General features: G+C 63.3%; 17 protein-coding genes. 12 read left to right on the forward strand and 5 right to left on the reverse strand.

Annotated elements, in window-relative coordinates; all coding sequences use genetic code 11:
- Positions 1-36 precede the first annotated feature (36 nt).
- The 6 genes from motA to DBIPINDM_RS25035 are packed head-to-tail and all read left to right on the forward strand — an operon-like array spanning position 37 to position 4,870.
- Positions 37-912, forward strand: coding sequence for a flagellar motor stator protein MotA (motA, locus tag DBIPINDM_RS25010; protein WP_258581712.1), 876 nt, complete (start codon positions 37-39; stop codon positions 910-912).
- A gap of 32 nt (positions 913-944) precedes the next feature.
- A complete protein-coding gene (locus tag DBIPINDM_RS25015; protein ID WP_318036953.1) occupies positions 945-1,892 on the forward strand; it encodes a FliM/FliN family flagellar motor switch protein in 948 nt (315 codons plus the stop codon).
- A gap of 17 nt (positions 1,893-1,909) precedes the next feature.
- Positions 1,910-2,296, forward strand: a complete 387-nt coding sequence (fliN, locus tag DBIPINDM_RS25020) for a flagellar motor switch protein FliN (RefSeq protein ID WP_019860938.1) — start codon at positions 1,910-1,912, stop codon at positions 2,294-2,296.
- Positions 2,297-2,342: 46 nt separating this feature from the next.
- A complete protein-coding gene (locus tag DBIPINDM_RS25025) occupies positions 2,343-3,353 on the forward strand; it encodes a flagellar motor switch protein FliG (RefSeq protein WP_258581714.1) in 1,011 nt (336 codons plus the stop codon).
- 3 nt (positions 3,354-3,356) lie between these two features.
- A complete protein-coding gene (flhB, locus tag DBIPINDM_RS25030) occupies positions 3,357-4,439 on the forward strand; it encodes a flagellar biosynthesis protein FlhB (protein WP_258581715.1) in 1,083 nt (360 codons plus the stop codon).
- Positions 4,436-4,870, forward strand: a complete 435-nt coding sequence (locus DBIPINDM_RS25035) for a hypothetical protein (RefSeq protein ID WP_258581716.1) — start codon at positions 4,436-4,438, stop codon at positions 4,868-4,870. Before flhB ends, DBIPINDM_RS25035 begins: the two co-directional genes overlap by 4 nt.
- Before the next feature lie 15 nt (positions 4,871-4,885).
- On the opposite strand, the gene DBIPINDM_RS25040 is transcribed toward DBIPINDM_RS25035, so the two are convergent.
- Complete coding sequence (locus DBIPINDM_RS25040; protein ID WP_258581717.1) at positions 4,886-5,656, reverse strand: helix-turn-helix transcriptional regulator; 771 nt, start codon at positions 5,654-5,656, stop codon at positions 4,886-4,888.
- Positions 5,653-6,363, reverse strand: coding sequence for a helix-turn-helix transcriptional regulator (locus DBIPINDM_RS25045; RefSeq protein ID WP_258581718.1), 711 nt, complete (start codon positions 6,361-6,363; stop codon positions 5,653-5,655). The genes DBIPINDM_RS25040 and DBIPINDM_RS25045 overlap by 4 nt, the downstream gene beginning before the upstream one ends.
- A 509-nt stretch (positions 6,364-6,872) precedes the next feature.
- Between DBIPINDM_RS25045 and DBIPINDM_RS25050 the strand changes: the two genes are divergently transcribed.
- On the forward strand, positions 6,873-9,776 hold the full coding sequence (locus tag DBIPINDM_RS25050) for a M16 family metallopeptidase (protein WP_258581719.1): 2,904 nt from the start codon (positions 6,873-6,875) through the stop codon (positions 9,774-9,776).
- A gap of 63 nt (positions 9,777-9,839) precedes the next feature.
- The gene (locus tag DBIPINDM_RS25055; protein WP_258581720.1) at positions 9,840-11,033 is read left to right on the forward strand and encodes a TMEM43 family protein; all 1,194 of its coding nucleotides are present in this window, start codon (positions 9,840-9,842) and stop codon (positions 11,031-11,033) included.
- A 130-nt stretch (positions 11,034-11,163) separates the two neighbouring features.
- On the opposite strand, the gene DBIPINDM_RS25060 is transcribed toward DBIPINDM_RS25055, so the two are convergent.
- The 3 genes from DBIPINDM_RS25060 to DBIPINDM_RS25070 all read right to left on the reverse strand — a co-directional run bounded on the left by DBIPINDM_RS25060 (position 11,164) and on the right by DBIPINDM_RS25070 (position 14,356).
- Positions 11,164-12,531, reverse strand: a complete 1,368-nt coding sequence (locus DBIPINDM_RS25060; RefSeq protein WP_258581702.1) for an IS1182 family transposase — start codon at positions 12,529-12,531, stop codon at positions 11,164-11,166.
- Between the two features lie 116 nt (positions 12,532-12,647).
- Complete coding sequence (locus DBIPINDM_RS25065; protein WP_258581721.1) at positions 12,648-13,679, reverse strand: histone deacetylase family protein; 1,032 nt, start codon at positions 13,677-13,679, stop codon at positions 12,648-12,650.
- 23 nt (positions 13,680-13,702) lie between these two features.
- Positions 13,703-14,356: a TetR/AcrR family transcriptional regulator gene (locus DBIPINDM_RS25070; RefSeq protein ID WP_258581722.1), complete on the reverse strand. Its 654-nt coding sequence runs from the start codon at positions 14,354-14,356 to the stop codon at positions 13,703-13,705.
- 258 nt (positions 14,357-14,614) lie between these two features.
- On the opposite strand from DBIPINDM_RS25070, the gene DBIPINDM_RS25075 reads away from it, so the two are divergent.
- From DBIPINDM_RS25075 to DBIPINDM_RS25090, 4 genes are all read left to right on the forward strand, one after another.
- Positions 14,615-16,294 carry an amidohydrolase gene (locus DBIPINDM_RS25075; RefSeq protein WP_258581723.1) on the forward strand — a complete coding sequence of 560 codons (1,680 nt, stop codon included), beginning with the start codon at positions 14,615-14,617 and terminating at the stop codon, positions 16,292-16,294.
- Between the two features lie 141 nt (positions 16,295-16,435).
- Positions 16,436-17,530, forward strand: coding sequence for an ABC transporter ATP-binding protein (locus DBIPINDM_RS25080; RefSeq protein WP_258581724.1), 1,095 nt, complete (start codon positions 16,436-16,438; stop codon positions 17,528-17,530).
- Positions 17,530-18,450 carry an ABC transporter permease gene (locus tag DBIPINDM_RS25085; RefSeq protein WP_258581725.1) on the forward strand — a complete coding sequence of 307 codons (921 nt, stop codon included), beginning with the start codon at positions 17,530-17,532 and terminating at the stop codon, positions 18,448-18,450. The genes DBIPINDM_RS25080 and DBIPINDM_RS25085 overlap by 1 nt, the downstream gene beginning before the upstream one ends.
- Positions 18,443-19,243: an ABC transporter permease gene (locus DBIPINDM_RS25090; protein WP_258581726.1), complete on the forward strand. Its 801-nt coding sequence runs from the start codon at positions 18,443-18,445 to the stop codon at positions 19,241-19,243. Before DBIPINDM_RS25085 ends, DBIPINDM_RS25090 begins: the two co-directional genes overlap by 8 nt.
- The last annotated feature ends 1 nt before the right edge of the window (position 19,244 follow it).

Here is a 19,244-nt window from a genome sequence, read left to right on the forward strand (position 1 = left end):
TCCCTGCAGCTGACATGAAATGCGGAAGGAACTGCCGTGGGCATTCTCATTGGACTTGTGGTGACGCTCGGCTGCGTCCTTGGCGGTTTCATGGCCATGGGCGGGCATCTGCACGTGCTGGTCCAGCCCTGGGAAGCCGTGGTCATCTGCGGCGCTGCATTGGGTACCTTCCTGGTCGCCAACCCGATGAAGACGGTCAAGGATACCGGCAGGGGCATTCTTGAAGCCTTCAAGCAGGCGGTGCCGAAGGAACAGGATTACCTGGAAACGCTCGGCGTGCTGCACAGCCTGATGCGCGAACTGCGCTCGAAATCGCGCAGCGAAGTCGAGGCGCATATCGACAATCCGGAAGAATCAGCCATCTTCCAGGCCTTTCCGACGGTGCTCAAGAATCACGATCTGATGAATTTCATCTGCGACTACTGCCGCATCATCATCATCGGCAATGCCCGCTCGCACGAGATCGAGGCGCTGATGGACGAGGAGATCCAGACCATCCGGTCCGACAAGATGAAGGCCTATCACGCGCTGGTCGCGGTCGGCGACGGCCTGCCGGCGCTGGGCATCGTCGCCGCGGTGCTTGGCGTGGTCAAGGCGATGGGTGCACTCGACCAGTCGCCAGAAATCCTCGGCGGCCTGATCGGCGCCGCACTTGTCGGCACCTTCCTCGGCATCTTCCTGTCCTACGCTGTGGTCGGGCCCGTCGCCACCAAGATCAAGACGGTGCGCGAGAAGAAGAACCGCCTCTACATCATCGTCAAGCAGACGCTGCTCGCCTACATGAACGGTGCGCTGCCGCAGGTGGCGATCGAATTCGGCCGCAAGACCATCTCATCCTATGAACGGCCGACCATCGACGCCGTCGAGCAGAGCACGATGAACACCGGCAGCGCCGAGAAGAAGGCCGCTTGAGCGATGCACGACAGATCGGTGCCAACACGGCCATGACCAGTCCGGGCAGCCCAGCGCAAGCGCGCTCGTTGATCATCGAGCGCCTGGTCGGCGACAGTGGCGAGGCCGCCCAGGTCATCGGTACCGGCCGGGCCATGGCCGAGCGCGCCGCGCCGCTGTTGCAAAAGAGCCTGACCAGTGAGCTTGGCGTTCCGGTCACCGTCGATCTCAGGGCCGTCGAGGTCAGCCGCGTCGCGGAGGCGCGCTCGCGTGCCGGCGATACGTTTGCCATGACCATCGTGGCATCATCCACGTCTTCCGATGCCATGACCCTGGTGATCGATGCGCCGGCGATAGCGATCATGGTCTGCACGCTGTTCGGCGGCGACCCGGAGACGCCGGCATCGCCGATCGAGCGTGATCTGTCGCAGATCGAGGTTGATGTCTCGACCATGCTGTTTCAGCAGGTCGCGCAGGCACTGAACGGATCGGGGCGGCGCTCGCTCGACCTGCGTCTGCCCGTACCGCGCGCGATGTCGGGCGCCGAAGCCAAACGGCACGTTTTGCGTGATGGCGCGGCACTGCGCATCGTTCTTGGCATCTCGACGCCAGCCGACAGCGGCACAGTGACTGTGACGATGCCGCAGCGTATCGTGCTGGCCAGCCGCGACGGCGCTGCGAACGCCGGTGGGGATGACCACGGCCCGAGCTGGCGGGAGCGCTTTTCGGAAGAGGTGATGCGCTCGACGGTGGCGCTCGAAGCCACCATGCCGCTGGCGCGGCTGACGCTTGGCGACCTCGCCAGTCTCGAAGTGGGCCAGGTCATCGACTTCGAGGAAACGGCGCAATCAAGGGCTCGGCTCAGTGCGCGCGGCCAGACGCTGTTCGTATGCGAGTTCGGCAAACTGGGGCAGAATTACACCGTCCGAATCAGGCATCCTTTCGATGCCGGGCAGGATTTCATCGATGGGCTCATGCCGGCCGGTGCCGGGCGCGCCTGAGCTTTTGGAGAAGACGCATGGCCAAGACCAAAGTGGAAGCAGAACTCGACCAGCCGGACGAGCAGCTCGACCGCGCCATCGAGGAATTGCGCGGGGTCCTGCATGAGGAGGAGCAGCGTCCGGACGCGGCGTTCAGGGCGGCCGCGGGCGCCAATTCGAACGTCATCATGAACATCCCTGTCGATGTCCAGATCATCCTGGGCAGCACCGAGATGGCGGTTGCCGATCTGATGGCGCTGCAGAAGGGCTCGACCGTGGCGCTCAACCGCCGCATCGGCGAACCGGTCGACGTCGTGGTCAACGGCCGCAAGATCGCGCGCGGCGAGATCACGGTGCTTGAGAGCGACCCCTCGCGCTTCGGCATCAGGCTGACCGAAATCATCGCCGGCACGAAGGGCGCCTAAACATGGCTGGTGGGGCTTGCCGGTTGCAGCGGAGGCGAGAGGCAGCATGACGCCGCTGACGACCCTGACGCGCGCCCAGAAGGCGGCCGCCATATTGGTGGCAATGGGCAAGCCGTCCGCCAGCCGCCTCTTGAAATTCTTCAAGCAGGAAGAGCTGAAGGCGCTGATCGAGGGCGCCCGGCTGCTCAGGACCATTCCGCAGAGCGATCTCGAGCGCATCGTTGCCGAATTCGAGGCCGAGTTCACCGAGGGCGCCGGCCTGCTCGATTCCGCCGACAGGATGGACACCATCCTCAACGAATCGCTGTCGCCCGAAGAGATGAGCGCCATCATGGGCAACAAGAAACCGGAGGCGGCACCTGAAGGGCCGCCGCCGATCTGGCCCGATCTCGAAAAGCTCGAACCCTCGCGGCTGGGCACCTTCCTGGCCGGCGAACATCCGCAGACGGCGGCCATGGTGCTGTCGAAGCTGGCGCCGCAGGCGGCGGCGAGCGTGCTTTTGACGCTGACCAAGCCGATGCGCGGCGAAATCATCAAGCGCATGGTGACGATGGCCAATGTTCCCGACGCCGCCACCAGGATCGTCGAGAACCGGCTGCGCGCCAGCGTGCTGGCGGAAACCTCGACCAAGGACACTTCGGCCGGGCAGGCGCGCGTCGCCAGCGTGCTCAACGAGCTGGACAAGCCACTGCTCGAGGAGGTCATGCAGGACCTGGAAGCCGCCGGCACGCCAGACCTCGACGGTGTGCGGGCACGGCTTTTCGCTTTCGACGACTTGCCGCTGCTCACCCAGAAGGCGCGCGTGCTTTTGTTCGACGGGCTGTCGACCGAGCTCGTCACGCTGGCGCTGCGCGGCACGTCGGCGGCGCTCGCCGAAGCGGTGCTGTCGGCGATCGGCGCGCGGTCGCGGCGCATGATCGAAGCCGAACTCGGACAGGGGTCGGAAGGGATTCCCCTCGCCGACATCATGACGGCGCGCAAGACGATCGTGACGACGACGATCCGGCTGTCGCGTGAAGGCGCATTCGAACTTCCCGCGACACAGAACGCCGCCTAAGGCATGTCCGACACCACCGACAAGGACTCCAAAACCGAAGAGGCGACGGAAAAGAAGGTCCGCGACACCATCGAACAGGGCAAGCTGCCCCATTCGAAGGAAACCGCAATCCTCGCCTCCTTCGTCGCCATACTGGTTTTCACCGTCTTCTATGCCAAGGACGCGGTCATCGACCTCGGCATGTTCCTGTCGATGTTCCTCGAGAAGCCCGAGGCCTGGCCGATGGACACCGAAACCGATGTCATCGCGCTCTACAAGCTCGTCATGCTGGAAGTGGGCCGCGCCCTCATCAGCCTGCTGGTGCTTTTGACGGTTGCCGGCATCGGCGCCTCGGTGCTCCAGAACATGCCGCAATTCGTCGGCGAGCGGATCAGGCCGCAGCTTTCACGCATTTCGATCACCAAGGGCTGGACCCGGATGTTCGGCGCCCAGGGCTGGGTCGAGTTCCTGAAATCCCTGGCAAAGGTCGGCTTCGCCATCGCCGTGCTCACCTTCACGCTGTCGGAGGATCATCGCAAGCTGCTCGCCGGAATGATCACCAATCCCGTCGCTTTCGGCCTCGTCATCCGCGGCATCGCGGTCGACATCCTGGTGGCGATCGTCTTCGTCATGGGACTGATCGCGGCGATCGACATCGTCTGGTCACGCTTCCACTGGAAGCAGGACCTGCGCATGAGCAAGCAGGAGGTGAAGGACGAGTTCAAGCAGTCCGAGGGCGACCCGATCGTCAAGTCGCGGCTGCGCTCGCTGGCGCGCGACCGTGCGCGCAAGCGGATGATGACAGCGGTACCGCGCGCGACGCTGATCATCGCCAACCCGACCCACTTCTCGATCGCGCTCAAATATGTGCGCGACGAGGATTCGGCACCGCTGGTGGTGGCCAAGGGGCAGGATCTGGTGGCGCTGAAAATCCGCGAGATTGCGAAGGAGCACAACATCCCGATCTTCGAGGACGTGGCGCTTGCCCGCTCCATGTACAAGCAAGTTTCGGTCGATAATGTGATCCCGTCGCAATTCTACCAGGCCGTCGCCGAACTGGTGCGGATCGTCTACTCGAAAAAGGCTGAGCGCAGACAGATTTCATGAACCGCCAACCGCACGCAAAATCCCGCGAGATCATCGTCGCCAGCGCCATCGAGCAAGTGGTCGGCGAACTGAGGCTGATCGATGTCGCCGACTACATCGCCTTCATCCGGCTGGAGCATTTCGCCTGCCTGTCGGATCTGGTCGATTCAGCGGTGGAGCTGTTCTTCATGCCAGGCACGCTCAGGCTCGGCCATGGCGGCGAGGCGCATGTCGACTGGAGCGGCAGTCCGCGTATCGTGCTCGATCTGGAACTCAGGCCACCCGGGGTGACCGTCTATTTCCAGCTGACGCTGAGTGAGGCCGGCAACTCGGTCGCGGTCAATTACGTGTCGTTCGAAAAGCCCGGCGAGGATCCCGAGCGCAATACGGCGCTATTGGAAGCGGTGATCGAACAGGCGCGGATCCGCAAGGTCGAGCCGCTGGCTTTCTGAAGCACCTTTGTCAGGCTATTCGATCAGGCCTAGCCGCAGCGCCTTGGCGACCGCCTGGTTGCGGTTGACGGCGTTGAGCTTCTGCGTCGACTGCGTCAGATACTGGTTGGCGGTGTGCACCGACAGCTTCAGGAGCCGCGCGATCTCCTCGCTGGTGTTGCCGTTGGCGGTCAGCTTCAGGCATTCGAGTTCGCGCTTGGAGATGGCGCGCATCCTGCCGGTGTCACCGGGACGAATACGGGCGACGGCGGCGAACAGGGAAAAGCAGCGGGCGTGGATTTCGTAGAGCGCGTCCTGCGGCAACGCGATCTCGGATCCCAGGAAGACGACGAGGCCGCATTGGCCGCGATCGGCGTGGACGGGAAAGGCTATGCCGCTGGTGCCGGGCGCCAGTGGTGCCATCTGCGCGGTCCAGGCGAGGTTGCTGAACGTCTCGGCCATCGCGGCGACGCCGTCATCCGTCCACCAGCGTGGCTCCGTGGAATTGTGGGTGTGGCGCACGATCTCTTCGCCATTGGCGCCCGAGATGAACTTCGTCGCCACCGCAATGCCGGGATAGTCGGAATCGAAACACGGGACCAGCCGCGCCCGCTCCGGCGACGGGCTGACGAAGTACAGGCCGAAGGCCGAGGCGTTGATGTCGACTGATATCCAGCGGCAGCGGCGCACGGCATCGGGAATGGTGACGGCGTGATGGGTTTCGGAACTTAGCGAGAAGGCGCCGAACGGGCTGCGCTGCTCGTTGAAAAGGGCCTCCGCTGCATCCTTGATGTCGGCTTGTTTCAAATGATGCCACTCCTGATCGCCGTGGCGATGGCCATCGCGCGGTTGCTGGCCGCGAATTTCTGGATGGCGTGGGTGATGTAGCTGTTGACGGTGTTGGAGGACACGCCAAGGATGACCGCCACCTCATCGGTGGTCTTGCCTTCCGAGACCCAGAACAGGCATTCGCGCTCGCGGTCCGACAGCGGATCCTGCATGGCCGCGGCAGCGATCAGCTGCGGAATATGCGAGAGTGCGTAGCAGCATTTCAGCTGCGCCTTCATCAGCGCCGGCTGGTCGATCTGGCCGGCCGCCGCCGCCGAGAACAGGGCAAACAGGCGCTGTCGGCCGACATTCAGCCTGAGCGAATAGATCTCGGCATGGCCGAGCACGTCGAGGAGGCGGGCCTCTTCGCCGGAGACCAGCCCGTCGGCGTCGGGCGCCTCGGCGGCCACCAGCGGCCTTGGGCGGATGCCGGGCGCGACGGTGAGGGTCCCCTGGGCAAGGCTGGCGATCAGCCGCTTGCCGATCAGTTCGATGGCGTCGAAGATCCAGTTCGAGGAGACGATGCGCGCGTCGTTGCGGTCCTGGTCATGGACGATGGCAACCAGCATGTAGCTGTCGGCGCCGATCTCGGCGGTCAGCTCCATGAAGAAGCTGGTCAAATCACCGCGCGACGTCAGGCGCGAGCCCAATGTATCGGATTGAAGAAGCGCGGCGGGACTGCTCATTCTTGTTGCTTTTGGCCGGAATCGTTTCTGCTGCCCGGATGCTGGAGGCCAGCCGCCGAACCCTAAAAAACGCGTTACTTTCACGAGACGCACACGAGGCGCGGGGCCGCGCCCAACCAGACGGAATCCATTCAGGGAACGCGAAGCCGTCCGCGTCTGGCGCCGGAAAATTCCGGAACGTGAGACTTTGGGTGGTCGCCGCGCCCCCCGAGGACCGGCTGATTCGGGTCTAATCTACCCGCAGATGAATCCGACATCAAACGCGATTTGACAAAATCGAATCTGATGGACTCGCGTGCGACTCAGAGGGGCGTCAAAGGCTCCTTCGCGGCATCGGGGCCGCCTGAAACGTTGACACGAAAAAGCCAGAGGTTGTTGCGAAGCTGCCGTATCGAGGACCGATCGATTCCGATAGGTTTTCGCCGATCGGCAGGAGGGTGGGCTTCCCTTCGATCGGACTGGGCTAGGTTGGCCGCGCTTGTTTGCGGCCATCCGATTGGGGGGTGATCATGAAGCAGGTTTTCCTCGCGTTCACGGTGGTGCTTGTGGTTCTTGCCGGTGCGGCAGCGCCCGCCAAGGCCGAGCCAATCGTCACCTATGCGCTCGACAACGGGCTGCAGGTGGTGCTGGTGCCGGACCATCGTGCGCCGAAAGTGGTGATGAACCTGCGCTACCGCGTCGGGTCGATGAATGAACCGGCGGGCCGCTCGGGTTTTGCGCATCTGTTCGAGCACCTGATGTTTTCCGGCACGCCGGCCTGGCCGAACGTGTTCGGTGCGCACGCCGCATTGGGCAACGAGATCAATGCCTGGACCACCGAGGACGGCACCGTGTTCTATGTCGACGGGCTGTCGTCGTCGCTGCCGATGATCCTGTCGCTGGAAGCCGACCGCATGGCCAATCTCGGCCGCTCGGTGACACAGGCCAAGCTCGACCTGCAGCGCTCGGTGGTCAAGAACGAGATGCGCCAGAACGTGCTCGACAAGGCCGGCGCATCGGGCTGGGAAGCTTTCTGGTCCGGGCTGTTCCCAAAGCCGCATCCCTATAGCCGCATGGTCATCGGTTCGGTCGCCGACCTCGATGCGGCGACGCTGGACGATGTCAGAGGCTTCTTCAACACCTACTATCTGCCCAACAATGCGGTGCTGGTGCTGGTCGGCGACCTCAAGGTCGATGACACCAAGGCGCTGATTGCCGACACGTTCGGCCGGGTGCCACGCGGCGCCGACGTGGCACGCCCAGCCGTCCCGGAACCGACGCAGGCGCGGCTCAAGCTGGTGCTCGAGGATCGCGTGCCGAGCCCCGTTGTCGTGGTCGGCTTCAGTGGTCCGGCGGCGCAGTCACCGGACAATGGTGCGCTCAGCATTGCCGCCGAACTGCTCGGCAATGGCGACTACGGATTTCTGCGCAACCGGCTGGTCTCGGAACAGGGCGTCGCTACCTATGCCAGTGCAAGCTGGACGGCCGGCCTGCTCGGCGGGCGTTTCACCTTCGAGGCGGGTGCGGCGGCCGGTGTGACTCCGCAAGCGCTCGAAAGCGCGATGAAAGCGGCCTTCGTGGATTTCCAGAAGACGCCGCTCGATCCGGCTGATGTCGAACGCGCGCGCAACGGCATATTGCAGGCAGCGCGGCTGGGCAACGAGGCGCTGAAGGATCGTGCCGGCACCGTCTCCTACAACGCCGACATTCTCGGCGATGCGCAGAGCGCGCTGGTCGACGATCCGCGCGTCAGGAATGCCAGTGCTGTCGATGTCGAAGCGACGATCAAGCAGCACTTGAAACCGGAAGACGCCAGCGTGCTGGTGCTGAAGCCCGGGCCGCGCGGCGGCTATCCCGACGCGCTGATCGGTTCGTCCGGAACGCCACAGCCTTTTACGGCACCGGAGCGGGTGGCTATCGACATCCCGAAGCATCCAGCCGGGCAAGCGCCTTCGGCGGTATTGCCGGCCATGGAAACGGCGACGCTCTCCAACGGCATCAAGCTCGTCCACTACACCTTGCCGGAGGCGCCGATAGCCTATGTGGCGGCCAGTGCCGAAGGTGGCTGGAACAGCGTGCCGGAAGGCAAGGAGGGGCTGCTGGAGCTTGCCGCCAGCATGGCGACGCGTGGCGCCGGCGATCGCGGTGCGGCCGACTTCGCCAAGGCGACCAGCGATATCGGTGCGGGGATCGGCTATCAGGCCGGCGCATTGGCCACCACGATGACGCTTGGCGTGCCACCGGAAAAGCTCGACCAGGGTCTCGGCCTGCTTGCCGACGCGGTGCTGAAGCCGCGTTTCGACAAGACCGAATGGACGGTGCTGATGGCGCAGACGGTCGACTGGCTGAACGGCCGCGAGGCGGATCTGCCTGGCGTTGCCGGCCGCGCGGCAAAGGCGGCGCTTATTCCGCAAGTGCCGGGCAAAGCAGCGGTCGACTGGTCGGCAAAGGCGCTGGCCTCGATCTCGCTCGACGAGGCGAAAGCCGCGTTCAAGGCGGAGTTCACGCCCAAGGCGGTGACCTTCTACAGCGTCGGCCCGATGCCGATCGCAACCGTCGCTGCCGGCCTTGAAAAAGCATTCGGCACGTGGACAAGCGACGCCGCCGGTTATGCCGTCGAACCGTCGCCGGCAGCGCATTTCAGCGCTGGCCAGAAAGTGCTGCTGGTGCCCGAACCCGGCGCCAGCCAGTCGGCGCTGTTCGTGGCGCGGCCGGCACCCGGCACCGACGAAGGCGAGCGCGCTGAATCGACCGCCGTCGCCAACCTGCTTGGCGATGATTTCTCCAGCCGGTTGAATTCGGTGATCCGTGAGGAGAAAGGCTATTCCTATGGCGTGTCCAGCTATCTCATGAGCCCAATGAAGGTCGGCTCGGGACTGGTGGTGGCAACCACGGTCGAGCGGGCCAACACTGGTCCGGCGATCACCGAGATCCTGAAAGGTTTTGCCGGCCTGACCACCTTGCCGGTGGCGCAGGACGAGGTCGACCGCACGGTGACGGTCTATCGCCGGGCACTGGCCGGATCGGCCGAGACCTCTGCCGGTCTGTTCGGCTCGCTGATCAGCGCGGTCGGCAGTGGTTCGACCCTGGAGGACCAGCAAAACCGCATGACGGCGCGCACCCAACTGACGCTCGACGCGGTGCAAAAACAGGCGCTGGCATTGTCGTCGCTGGACCCATCGCTGATCGTCGTTGCTGGTGATCCTGACGTTGTCATGCCGCAGCTTGCCGCGATCGGTCTCAAGGACGTCGAGATCGTCAAGCGTGACGAGGCAGGCGAACAGACGGCCATGCGGGCGCTCGACCTTCTCGGCGCCAACAGCCAGGCGCCGCTCTCCGCTTCACCGTGGCGGGTCGGCGATGGCGGCACGACGCGAGCGGTGCACTCTTGCGCTGGCGCCAAGGACTGTGGCGCGCAAATCCACGCCGATTGATCGGCTCCATGCGCGGCCGGCGGCCGCGCTTAAATCTTGTTATCTTTGGTTTCGGGGGAAACGATGAGCGATTCATTTAGGGAAGTCACTTCAGTCTCGTGGTTCGGGCGGATCAAGCGCGCGGTCGGCGGGGTCATCTTCGGCCTGCTGCTTATCGTGCTGATGGTGATCGGGCTGTTCTGGAACGAGGGCCGCGCGGTGCAGACAGCGCGCTCGCTGGCTGAAGGCGCCGGTACCGTCATCTCGATCAACGCCGACAGCGTCGATGCAGCCAATGACGGCAAACTGGTGCATGTCAGCGGGCCGGTGACGGCCGATAGCGGCCTGTCGGATCCGGATTTCGGCATCGCCGCGCAAGGACTGCGCCTGTCGCGCAGCGTGGAGATGTACCAGTGGAAGGAAGAGTCCAAATCCGAAACCACCAAGAAACTTGGCGGCGGCGAGGAAACGGAGACCACCTACAGTTATTCGAAGGTGTGGGACGACAGCCAGATCGATTCATCCGATTTCAAGAAGCCGGACGGTCATCAAAATCCGCCAATGGCGATCCACAGCCGCGCTTTCCAGATCCCGCAGGGCAAGCTCGTCGCCTTCGATCTGGATACGCCGGTGCTCGACCGCATCGAGGGCGACAAGGACTACTCGCTGTCGTCCAGTCAGTCGGCGGCGATAAAGGCCGCCTATACCGGAACCAAGCCGCTCAGCATCGTCGATGGCAGAATCTATCTCGGCAGCGACAACACGACGCCCACATTGGGCGATTACCGTATCGGCTATGAGCTCGCGCCACTCGGCGTGGTCAGCATCGTCGCGCGCCAGGCCGGCAGCCGGTTCGAGCCTTACCAGACGCAAGCCGGCGATGCGTTGCTGATGGTCGATACCGGCCAGGTGTCGGCCGACAAGATGTTCGCCGAGGCGGTCAGCGCCAACACGCTGATCACCTGGCTGCTGCGCGGCGGCGGCCTTTTGCTGCTGACGATCGGCTTTGCCCTGTTCCTCAGCCCGATCGGCGTGATCTTCGACGTCATCCCGTTCCTCGGCAGCATGGCGCGGATGGGAACCGGCATCATCGCCTTCTTCCTGGCGATCCTGGTCGGTACGACGACGATCGCGATTGCCTGGTTCTGGTATCGGCCGGTTCTGGCGATCGCCATCTTGGCGGCCGGTGTCATCGCGGCGGCCGCGGTCTATTATCTCGGCCGCTCACGCAAGGCTGTCGCGCCAATGGCCATGCCAAGCGCTGGCACTGCGGTGTAGCTTGCAAAAAGGGCGGCCATGCCGCCCTCAGACCGCTGACAAACCCCGTCGATTTTCGGCGGGGTTTTTCTTATGGGGTTGGTGGGTCAGGATTTTCGGCCGTCAGCAGCGTTTGTCAGGGTTGCCTGCCTCATGCGAGGCGGGGTTTTGGCCTTGGGCTGAGGGCCAGGGCGATCTTCTTCATGTTCTGGGCTGCGGCGGCGATCAGACACTGGCAGGCTACCCTGGTGAGACTTCGGAACCGGGCATAGCGGTGGCCGTGCAGTTGCTTGGCGTCGGCGAAGGAGCGCTCGACAGTTTCCTTGCGGCGGCGGTAGACGGCCTTGCCCCACGCCGTCAGCCGGTTGGCGTCGGTGCGTTCCTTGGCATCGGCCCAGACGTGGCGGATGATGGTGCGCTGGGCCTTGGCATTGGTGGTGCAGGAAGCGAGCAGTGGACAGTCGCGGCAGATAGCGGGGGCGCTCTTGTAATGGCGGTAGCCATTGCGGTCGGTGGTCGCGTAGGCCAACAACTGGCCCTGTGGGCAGCGATAGCCATCGGTCTCGGGCTCATGGGTGAAGGATGACGGTCCCATCATGCCAGGCTTGGGCGGTGTTGGGCGGCGATAGCCGGTGACGCCGCGTATTGCGCGATCCTCCAGCCCTTTGGCGATGCCGGCCGTGGCATAGCCGGCGTCCAGCCCGACAGCGCCGACATCAAAGCCGAAGCGCTCCACCTGGCGGTCGAGCCGCGACAGGTAGACCGTAGAATCGTGGACGATCGCTGTCGTGTGCGTGTCGGTGATGATGGCGTGGGCCGCATCCACCGTGCGGTGGTCGAGATAGAAGAAGCCCTTCGGTTTGCCCTCGCGCACCATGTAGCCGCTGTCGGGATCGGTGCGCGATACCTTCGTCTCCTTCACCGCGGGCTGGCGTTGCTTCTCCTTCAGCGGCTTCTGGCCGTGCAGCCCTCGTTCGGCGTCGATCGCACGATCGAGGTCGGCCCAATAGTCGGCCCGCGACTTGGCGATCATGGCAAGATCGTATTTGCCCTTGTTGGCGTTGGCCTTCAGATGGGTGGAGTCGGTGTAAAGCACCGTGCCATCGACAAGGCCCGCTCGGATCGCCTGCTCGACGATACGGTCGAAGATCGCCTGCGACACGCTGGTGTCGTCGTAGCGTCGACGCCGGTTCTGCGACAGCGTCGAGGCGTCGAACACCTTGTCCGTCAGTTTCAGCCGCAAAAACCAACGATAGGCGACATTGACCTCGATCTCGCGCACCAACTGCCGTTCCGAGCGAACTCCAAACAGGTAGCCGATGAACAGCGCCTTGAACATCAAGGTCGGATCGAGCGGCGGCCGGCCATTGTCCGGGCAATAGAGTGGCGCCGTCAGATCGTGGATGAAGGAGAAATCGATCACACGGTCGATCTTGCGCAACAGGTGATCAGCCGGAACCAGCTGATCCAGCGTTACCATCTCAAGCGCGGTCTGTTCAGGGGCGGGTCGCTTCAACATGACCCAGTGAATCAAAAACCCCCGGCAAATGCCAGGGGTTTGTCAGCAGTCTGAGGGCGGCCATGCCGCCCTTTTTCTCGTGCCCGTCGTTTACCAGCCGCGTGCCGGCGGCAGCCTTACCGGTCCTCGAAACCGGTCAGAACGCCGACGGCGTTGATGCCGATCTCCTCGACGGCATAGCCGCCTTCCATGACGAACAGCGTCGGCAGGCCAAGCCTGGCGATGCGGCGGCCGATCTTGGGATAGTCGGGGCTTTTCAGCTTGAACTGGCTGATCGGATCCTTCTCGAAAGTGTCGACGCCGAGCGAGACGATGACGATGTCGGGTGCGTAGGCGGCGAGCCTGGCGCAGGCATCCTCCAGCGAGGCATTCCAGGCGTCCCAGCCGGTGCCGAAGGGCATGGGGTAGTTGATGTTGAAACCTTCGCCCGCGCCCGCTCCGCGTTCATCGGCATGGCCGAGGAAGAACGGATACTCGACCAGGGGATCACCATGCAGGTTGAGGACCTGGACGTCGGCGCGGTCATAGAAGATCTCCTGCGTGCCGTTGCCGTGGTGATAGTCGACGTCGAGGATGGAGACGCGTTTGGCGCCCTGGTCGCGGAACCATTGCGCGGCGACAGCGGCGTTGTTGATGTAGCAATAGCCGCCCATGAAGCCGGCGCCGGCATGGTGGCCAGGCGGGCGGCAGAGCGCAAAGGCCGAGCTCTCGCCGCCCTTGACCAGGCCGGCTGCGGTCAGCGCCACGTCATAGGACGATTTGATCGCGGCCCAGGTGCCTTCGACGAAAGTGGCGCCGGCATCGAAGGAATAGTAGCCGAGCAGCGCATCGACGCGCTTTGGCGGCACGTCGCCGCGCAGGCCGCGCGTCGGCCAGGTGAAGGGCATGGCGGTGCCCTCGTGACCGGAGGCCACCCATTGCGGCCAGACTGTCGGCAGGAAGTCGATATAGTCTGATTTGTGGATACGCTTGGCGGCGGCAAGATCATACTCGAGCGGCAGGACGATCGGACCGAGCTTCTCGCTCTCGACCCGCGCCTTGATGAACTCGGCCCGCGAGGGTTTTTCAAAACCCGGCACGATGGCTGATGTAACCAGTTCCATCTGGCCGGCATGGCCAGCATGAAGCGGCGAATAGACAGTCTTCATAAAGTTCCTCTCGAAATGCGAAATCAGTCAAGGTTGAGATAGGGGTTCACCAGAGCGAGCCACATGGCTTCGACATCGTCCTCGATGAGGTCGAATGTCCTGCGATCTCTCTTCAGTCCGACAAGCCGGCAGGCGTGCCCGACCTCCATCATCACCAGGCCGAGCCGTTTGGCGATCTTGTCTTCGAGAGCAGGATTCACATGCCGCAGCCAGGCGGCGTAAAGCGCGATGATCTGCTCGTCATATTCGTCCTGGATAGGCCTGAGATCGGCGTTGCCTGAAATGGCCTCGATCACCGGCATCAGGGTCGCGTTCTCGAGATAGATACTGGATGTGTCGATAAAGAGCTTGCGCACTTCCTGGCGAAACTCGTCGCGGTTGGTGGGCCGGGGAACCTTGATGCGCTTCTCGATCACCTCGGGGAAGGAGGACAGCCAGCGCCGGGCGAGGTCCAGAAGAATGGCTTCCTTGTTGGGAAAATATTGATAGATCGATCCGACCGACAGGCCCGCGCGCTGCGCAATGGCGAGCGTCGTCGGTGTCCTGGTTCCTTGCTCCCGCGTCAAGATCAGCGCGGCGTCGAGAATCCGGTCGACCACCTTGCTCGACCGCTGTTGCCGCGGCTGCTTGCGCGGCTCGAGCGCTATCCTGGTTTTGCGATCGAGACTGCGCTTCACTGCTTGATGTCCTCGTTCCCCGCTTGGTCTCAACACAAGCGCAGGGGGCTGTCCACAATACATTCTAAATTCCGCATGTTGACAAACGCGAATAATCAGTCGCATTCTTTATCCACGCTGTCCCCAGGGATAACAAGGGGAATTTCGAAGGCAGCGGACTGGCATCGTTTTTGTTCCGTGGCGCCGCTCCGGTGGAGTGGCAGGTCGTTGAGCGCAGGATTGTCGGTCTCAATCGGTCATCAAAAGCGCGGAGTCGCGATGTCTGTCACGGGTGCGGGTCGTAGTGCGGATCTGATCGTCATCAATGGTCGTGTGCTGACCATGGACGATGACAATCCCGCCGCCGAGGCCGTTGCCGTCAAGGACGGCGCCATCGTCGCCATCGGCAGCCGCGCTGCAATCGAAGAGCTCAAGGGGACGGCCACACAGGTGATCGACGCCAAGGGCGGTTCGGTCCTGCCCGGTTTCATCGAAGCTCATATGCATCTGTTCTCGGGAGGGGCCGAACTCGCGCATCTTCAGCTTGGCGGTGTCCATGGCTTCGAGGCGCTGCAAAAGGCGATCCGCGACTATGCATCGACAAAGCTCGACGCAAAAATGCTGGTCGGGCAGGGCGTCGACTATACCGTGCTCGGCAACGAGCGGGTGACGCGGCATCACCTTGACGCCATCCTGCCGGATCGCCCCTTCTGCATGGCGGCACCCGATCATCACACGATGTGGGCCAACACCAAGGCGCTTGACATGGCCGGTATCCTGCAGGGCCGCACGCTTGGTCCCGGCAACGAGATCGTCATGGGCGACGATGGGCTGGCAGCCGGCGAACTGCGCGAAGGCGAGGCGTTCGGCCCTGTGCTCGATCTTGCCGGCGAGGGCAGGGTGCGGCTGGGGCTGGCGACCGGCGGCGAGCCGGATCCGATGCCGTCCGCCGCCGAACGCGCCGCCGACCGCGACATCATGCGGCGCGGGCTCGCCTGGTGCGCGCGCCACGGCATCACCTCGATCCAGAACATGGACGGCAATTTCTACCAGCTCGAGCTGCTGGCCGAGATCGAGGCCGAGGAAGGCTTGCCCTGCCGCGTGCAGATACCCTTCCACTACAAGAATTTCATGACGCTCGACATACTCGACAAGGCGTCTGTCATGGCCGAGCGCTACAACAGCGAGTGGCTGTCTTCGGGCATGGTCAAGGTGTTCTACGACGGCGTGCTCGATTCCTGGACGGCGGTGATGATCGAGCCCTATGCCGATCGACCCGACTGGGTCGGCGAGCCGCTGTTCACGCCGCAGCAGTTCATCGATCTGGCGGTCGCCATCGACAGGCGCGGACTGCAGATCGCGGTCCACTCGATTGGCGATGGCGCCGTGCGTGCCGTGCTCGACGGCTACGAGGCGGCGCAAAAGGCCAATGGCAAGCGCGACAGCCGCCATCGCATCGAACATATTGAGGTCACCACCACATCGGACGTGCCGCGCTTTGCCGAACTCGGCGTCATCGCTTCGATGCAGCCGCCGCATCCGCCCGGCGCCATGGATTTCCCGCTGGAGCCGACCGTGTCGCGCATCGGACCGGCCCGTTGGCCGCTGAGCTATGCCTGGCGCACCTTGAAGAATGCCGGCGCGCATGTCGTCTTCGCTTCGGACTGGCCGGTGTCACCGATCGACCCGATCCTGGGCATTCAGGTGGCAGTGATGCGCAAACCATGGGCAGAAAGCGACCCGGACCAGAGTTTCTCGCTGCATGAATCGCTCGCCGCCTACACGGTCGAGGGCGCCTATGCCGAATTCGCCGAGCACAGCAAGGGCACGCTGAAATCAGGCTATATGGCCGATCTGGTGGTCCTGTCGGCCGATATCGAGAAGACAGCGCCGGCCGACCTGCACAAGCTGCGCCCGGTGACGACCATCTGCGGTGGCAAGGTCACCTATCAGGCCTGACAATGGCATGCGGCTTGCTAAGCCGAGTGACTGACTGAACTGTGATTCAATGCCGGGCTTGCCAACCTACCGGGCGTGTGGTCACATCGAACAGGGGAACAGCTCCGCCAGCAAGAGCGGGGTCAACAGTGAGGCGTAATCGTGCCGGACAAACCGGATCGGAATGCGATTGAAGTAGTAAACGTCAGCAAAATTTTCGGATCGGGTGAGGGGCAGGTCGCGGCCCTCGACACGGTCTCGGTATCGATCCGCGAAAACGAGTTCTTCACCCTGTTGGGGCCGTCCGGCTGCGGCAAGACCACCCTTTTGCGGCTGATCGCCGGCTTCGACTTTCCAACCGCCGGTGAAATCCTGCTCTACGGCCAGGACATCGCGCCATTGCCGCCCTTCAAGCGGCCGGTCAACACCGTCTTCCAATCCTACGCGCTGTTCCCGCATATGACCGTGGCCGACAATATCGGCTTCGGCCTGGAGATGCTCGGCAAGCCCAAGGCCGAGATCAAGGCGCGCGTCGCCGAGATGCTCAAGCTGGTCAAGATGGAAGCGCTGGCGGGCCGCCGCACGGCGCAGATTTCCGGTGGCCAGCAGCAGCGCGTGGCGCTGGCCCGGGCGCTCGCGCCGCAGCCGAAAGTGCTGTTGCTCGACGAACCGCTCTCCGCACTCGACTACAAGCTGCGCAAGGAGATGCAGATCGAGTTGAAGCGGCTGCAGCATGAGACCGGCATCACCTTCATCTTCGTCACCCACGACCAGGAAGAAGCGCTGACCATGTCGGACCGCATCGCTGTGATGTCGTCGGGCAAGATCCTGCAGGTCGGCTCGCCCTGGGATATTTACGACAAGCCGGCGGAACGCTTCGTCGCCGACTTCATCGGCGAAACCAACTTCCTCACCGCCGCCATATCGGGCACCGGCAACGGCAAGACGCGCGCGACGCTCAAATCCGGCACGACCATCGAGGCGACCGTTGCCGAAGGCTTCCAGCCGAAGGACAACGCCACCGTGGTGGTGCGGCCCGAGCATGCCAAGCTGACCAAGGACAAGGGCGATCTGTCGGGCACAGTCGAAAACATCGTCTATTTCGGCACCGACACGCATATCCATGTCCAGCTCGACAGCGGCGAGGCCTTCACCGTGCGCCAGCAGAACACGCGCAGCGCAGGCTGCGGTTTCGAGCGCGGCGACAAGGTCGGCATCCTGATCGGCAACGATGCCGCGCAAGTGCTGAGGGACTGATGGCCACCGCGGAAGAAGTCGCCAAGGCAGCGGAGCGGCGTGATGTCCGTGACCGCTGGCTTCTGTCAGCACCAGCGCTGCTGGTCATTCTGCTCGCCGCGACCGGCCCGTTGCTGATCGTGCTCGTCTACTCGTTCCTGACGCCGGGCGCCTATGGCGACGTCAAATGGCAGTTCTCGTCCGACGCCTGGACATCGGTGTTCCTGGAACGCGACATTTTCGACGACACGCTTTCGCTCGCGGCGGCGCATGTCACCATCTTCTGGCGCTCGATCAAGCTTGCTGTGGTGACGACGCTGGCCACCTTGGCGCTCGGCTTTCCGACCGCCTATTTCATGGCAACGCGCAGCGAAAAGACCAGGGATCTCTGGCTGTTCCTGATCACCATCCCGTTCTGGACCAACCTACTGATCCGCACCTTCGCCGTGCTGCAGATCATCCGCAACGAGGGCATCATCAACACCATCCTTTTGAAGCTCGGCGTCATCTCGGCGCCGATCCAGATCCTCTACACCGACACGGCGATCCTGATCGGCATGGCCTATGTCTACCTGCCGCTGATGGTGCTGCCGATCTACGCCAGCATGGAGAAGCTCGATTTCCGCCTCGTCGAGGCGGGCTATGATCTCTACGCGACGCGCTTCAAGGTGCTGCGGAAGATCATTTTCCCGCTGGTCAAACCGGGCGTCATCGCCGGCTCCATCCTTGTCTTCATTCCAGCCCTCGGTGCCTATGTGACGCCAAGCGTGCTTGGCGGCGGCAAGAACATGATGCTGTCCAACCTCATCGAATTGCAGTTCGGGCAGGGTCGCAACTGGCCGCTCGGCTCGGCGCTTTCAATCACGGTGATGATCATCGTCATGGTGGCGCTGCTTGCCTATGTGCGCAATGCCGGCAAGTCGGGGGTGCGTCATGGCTAGCAACTTCTCCATCAAGCATCAGCCCGGCTTTACGACGATCGCGGCGACCTGCTTCGTCGTGCTTTATCTGCCGATCATCGTGCTGGTCATCTACGCCTTCAACGCAGCGAGCTCGACATCCGAATGGGGCGGCTTTTCGCTGCGATGGTTCCAGTCGGCATACCAGAACACGCAGGTCATCGATGCGACGCTGCGCTCGTTCCAGATCGGCTCGATCGCGGCGGTGCTGTCGACAATCTTCGCCACCATGGCGGCGCTCGCCACAACGCGCACCGCCTCCTATCCCGGCCTCACCTTCAAATATGCGGCGATCAACCAGCCGCTGATGGTGCCCGAGATCGTCACTGGCGTGGCGCTGCTGATCTTCTTCTCGCGCATCAAGATCTTCACCGGCTATTCCGGCATCGGCTACCTGGTCGCCGCGCACACGGCGTTCTGCATTCCCTTTGCCTATCTGCCGATACGGGCGCGGCTGGAGAATATGGACCTGACGCTGGAACGCGCCGCAGCCGATCTCTACGCGACGCCATGGAAGACCTTCCGCCGCATCACGCTGCCGCTTCTGTGGCCGGGTATCCTCGCCGGCCTGATGCTGGCCTTCGTCATCTCGCTCGATGACGTCGTCATCACCGAGTTCGTCAAATCGGGCGGCCAGGACACGCTGCCCACCTACATGCTCGGCCAGATCCGCCGCGGCATAACACCCGAGATCAACGCGATATCGACCGCTTTCCTGCTGCTTTCGGTCGCGATCGTCACGTTGTTTTTCTTCGTCAGCAGGAAACGAGACTGAA

The organism is Mesorhizobium sp. AR02, from assembly GCF_024746835.1.
In the GTDB taxonomy this organism is placed as follows: domain Bacteria; phylum Pseudomonadota; class Alphaproteobacteria; order Rhizobiales; family Rhizobiaceae; genus Mesorhizobium.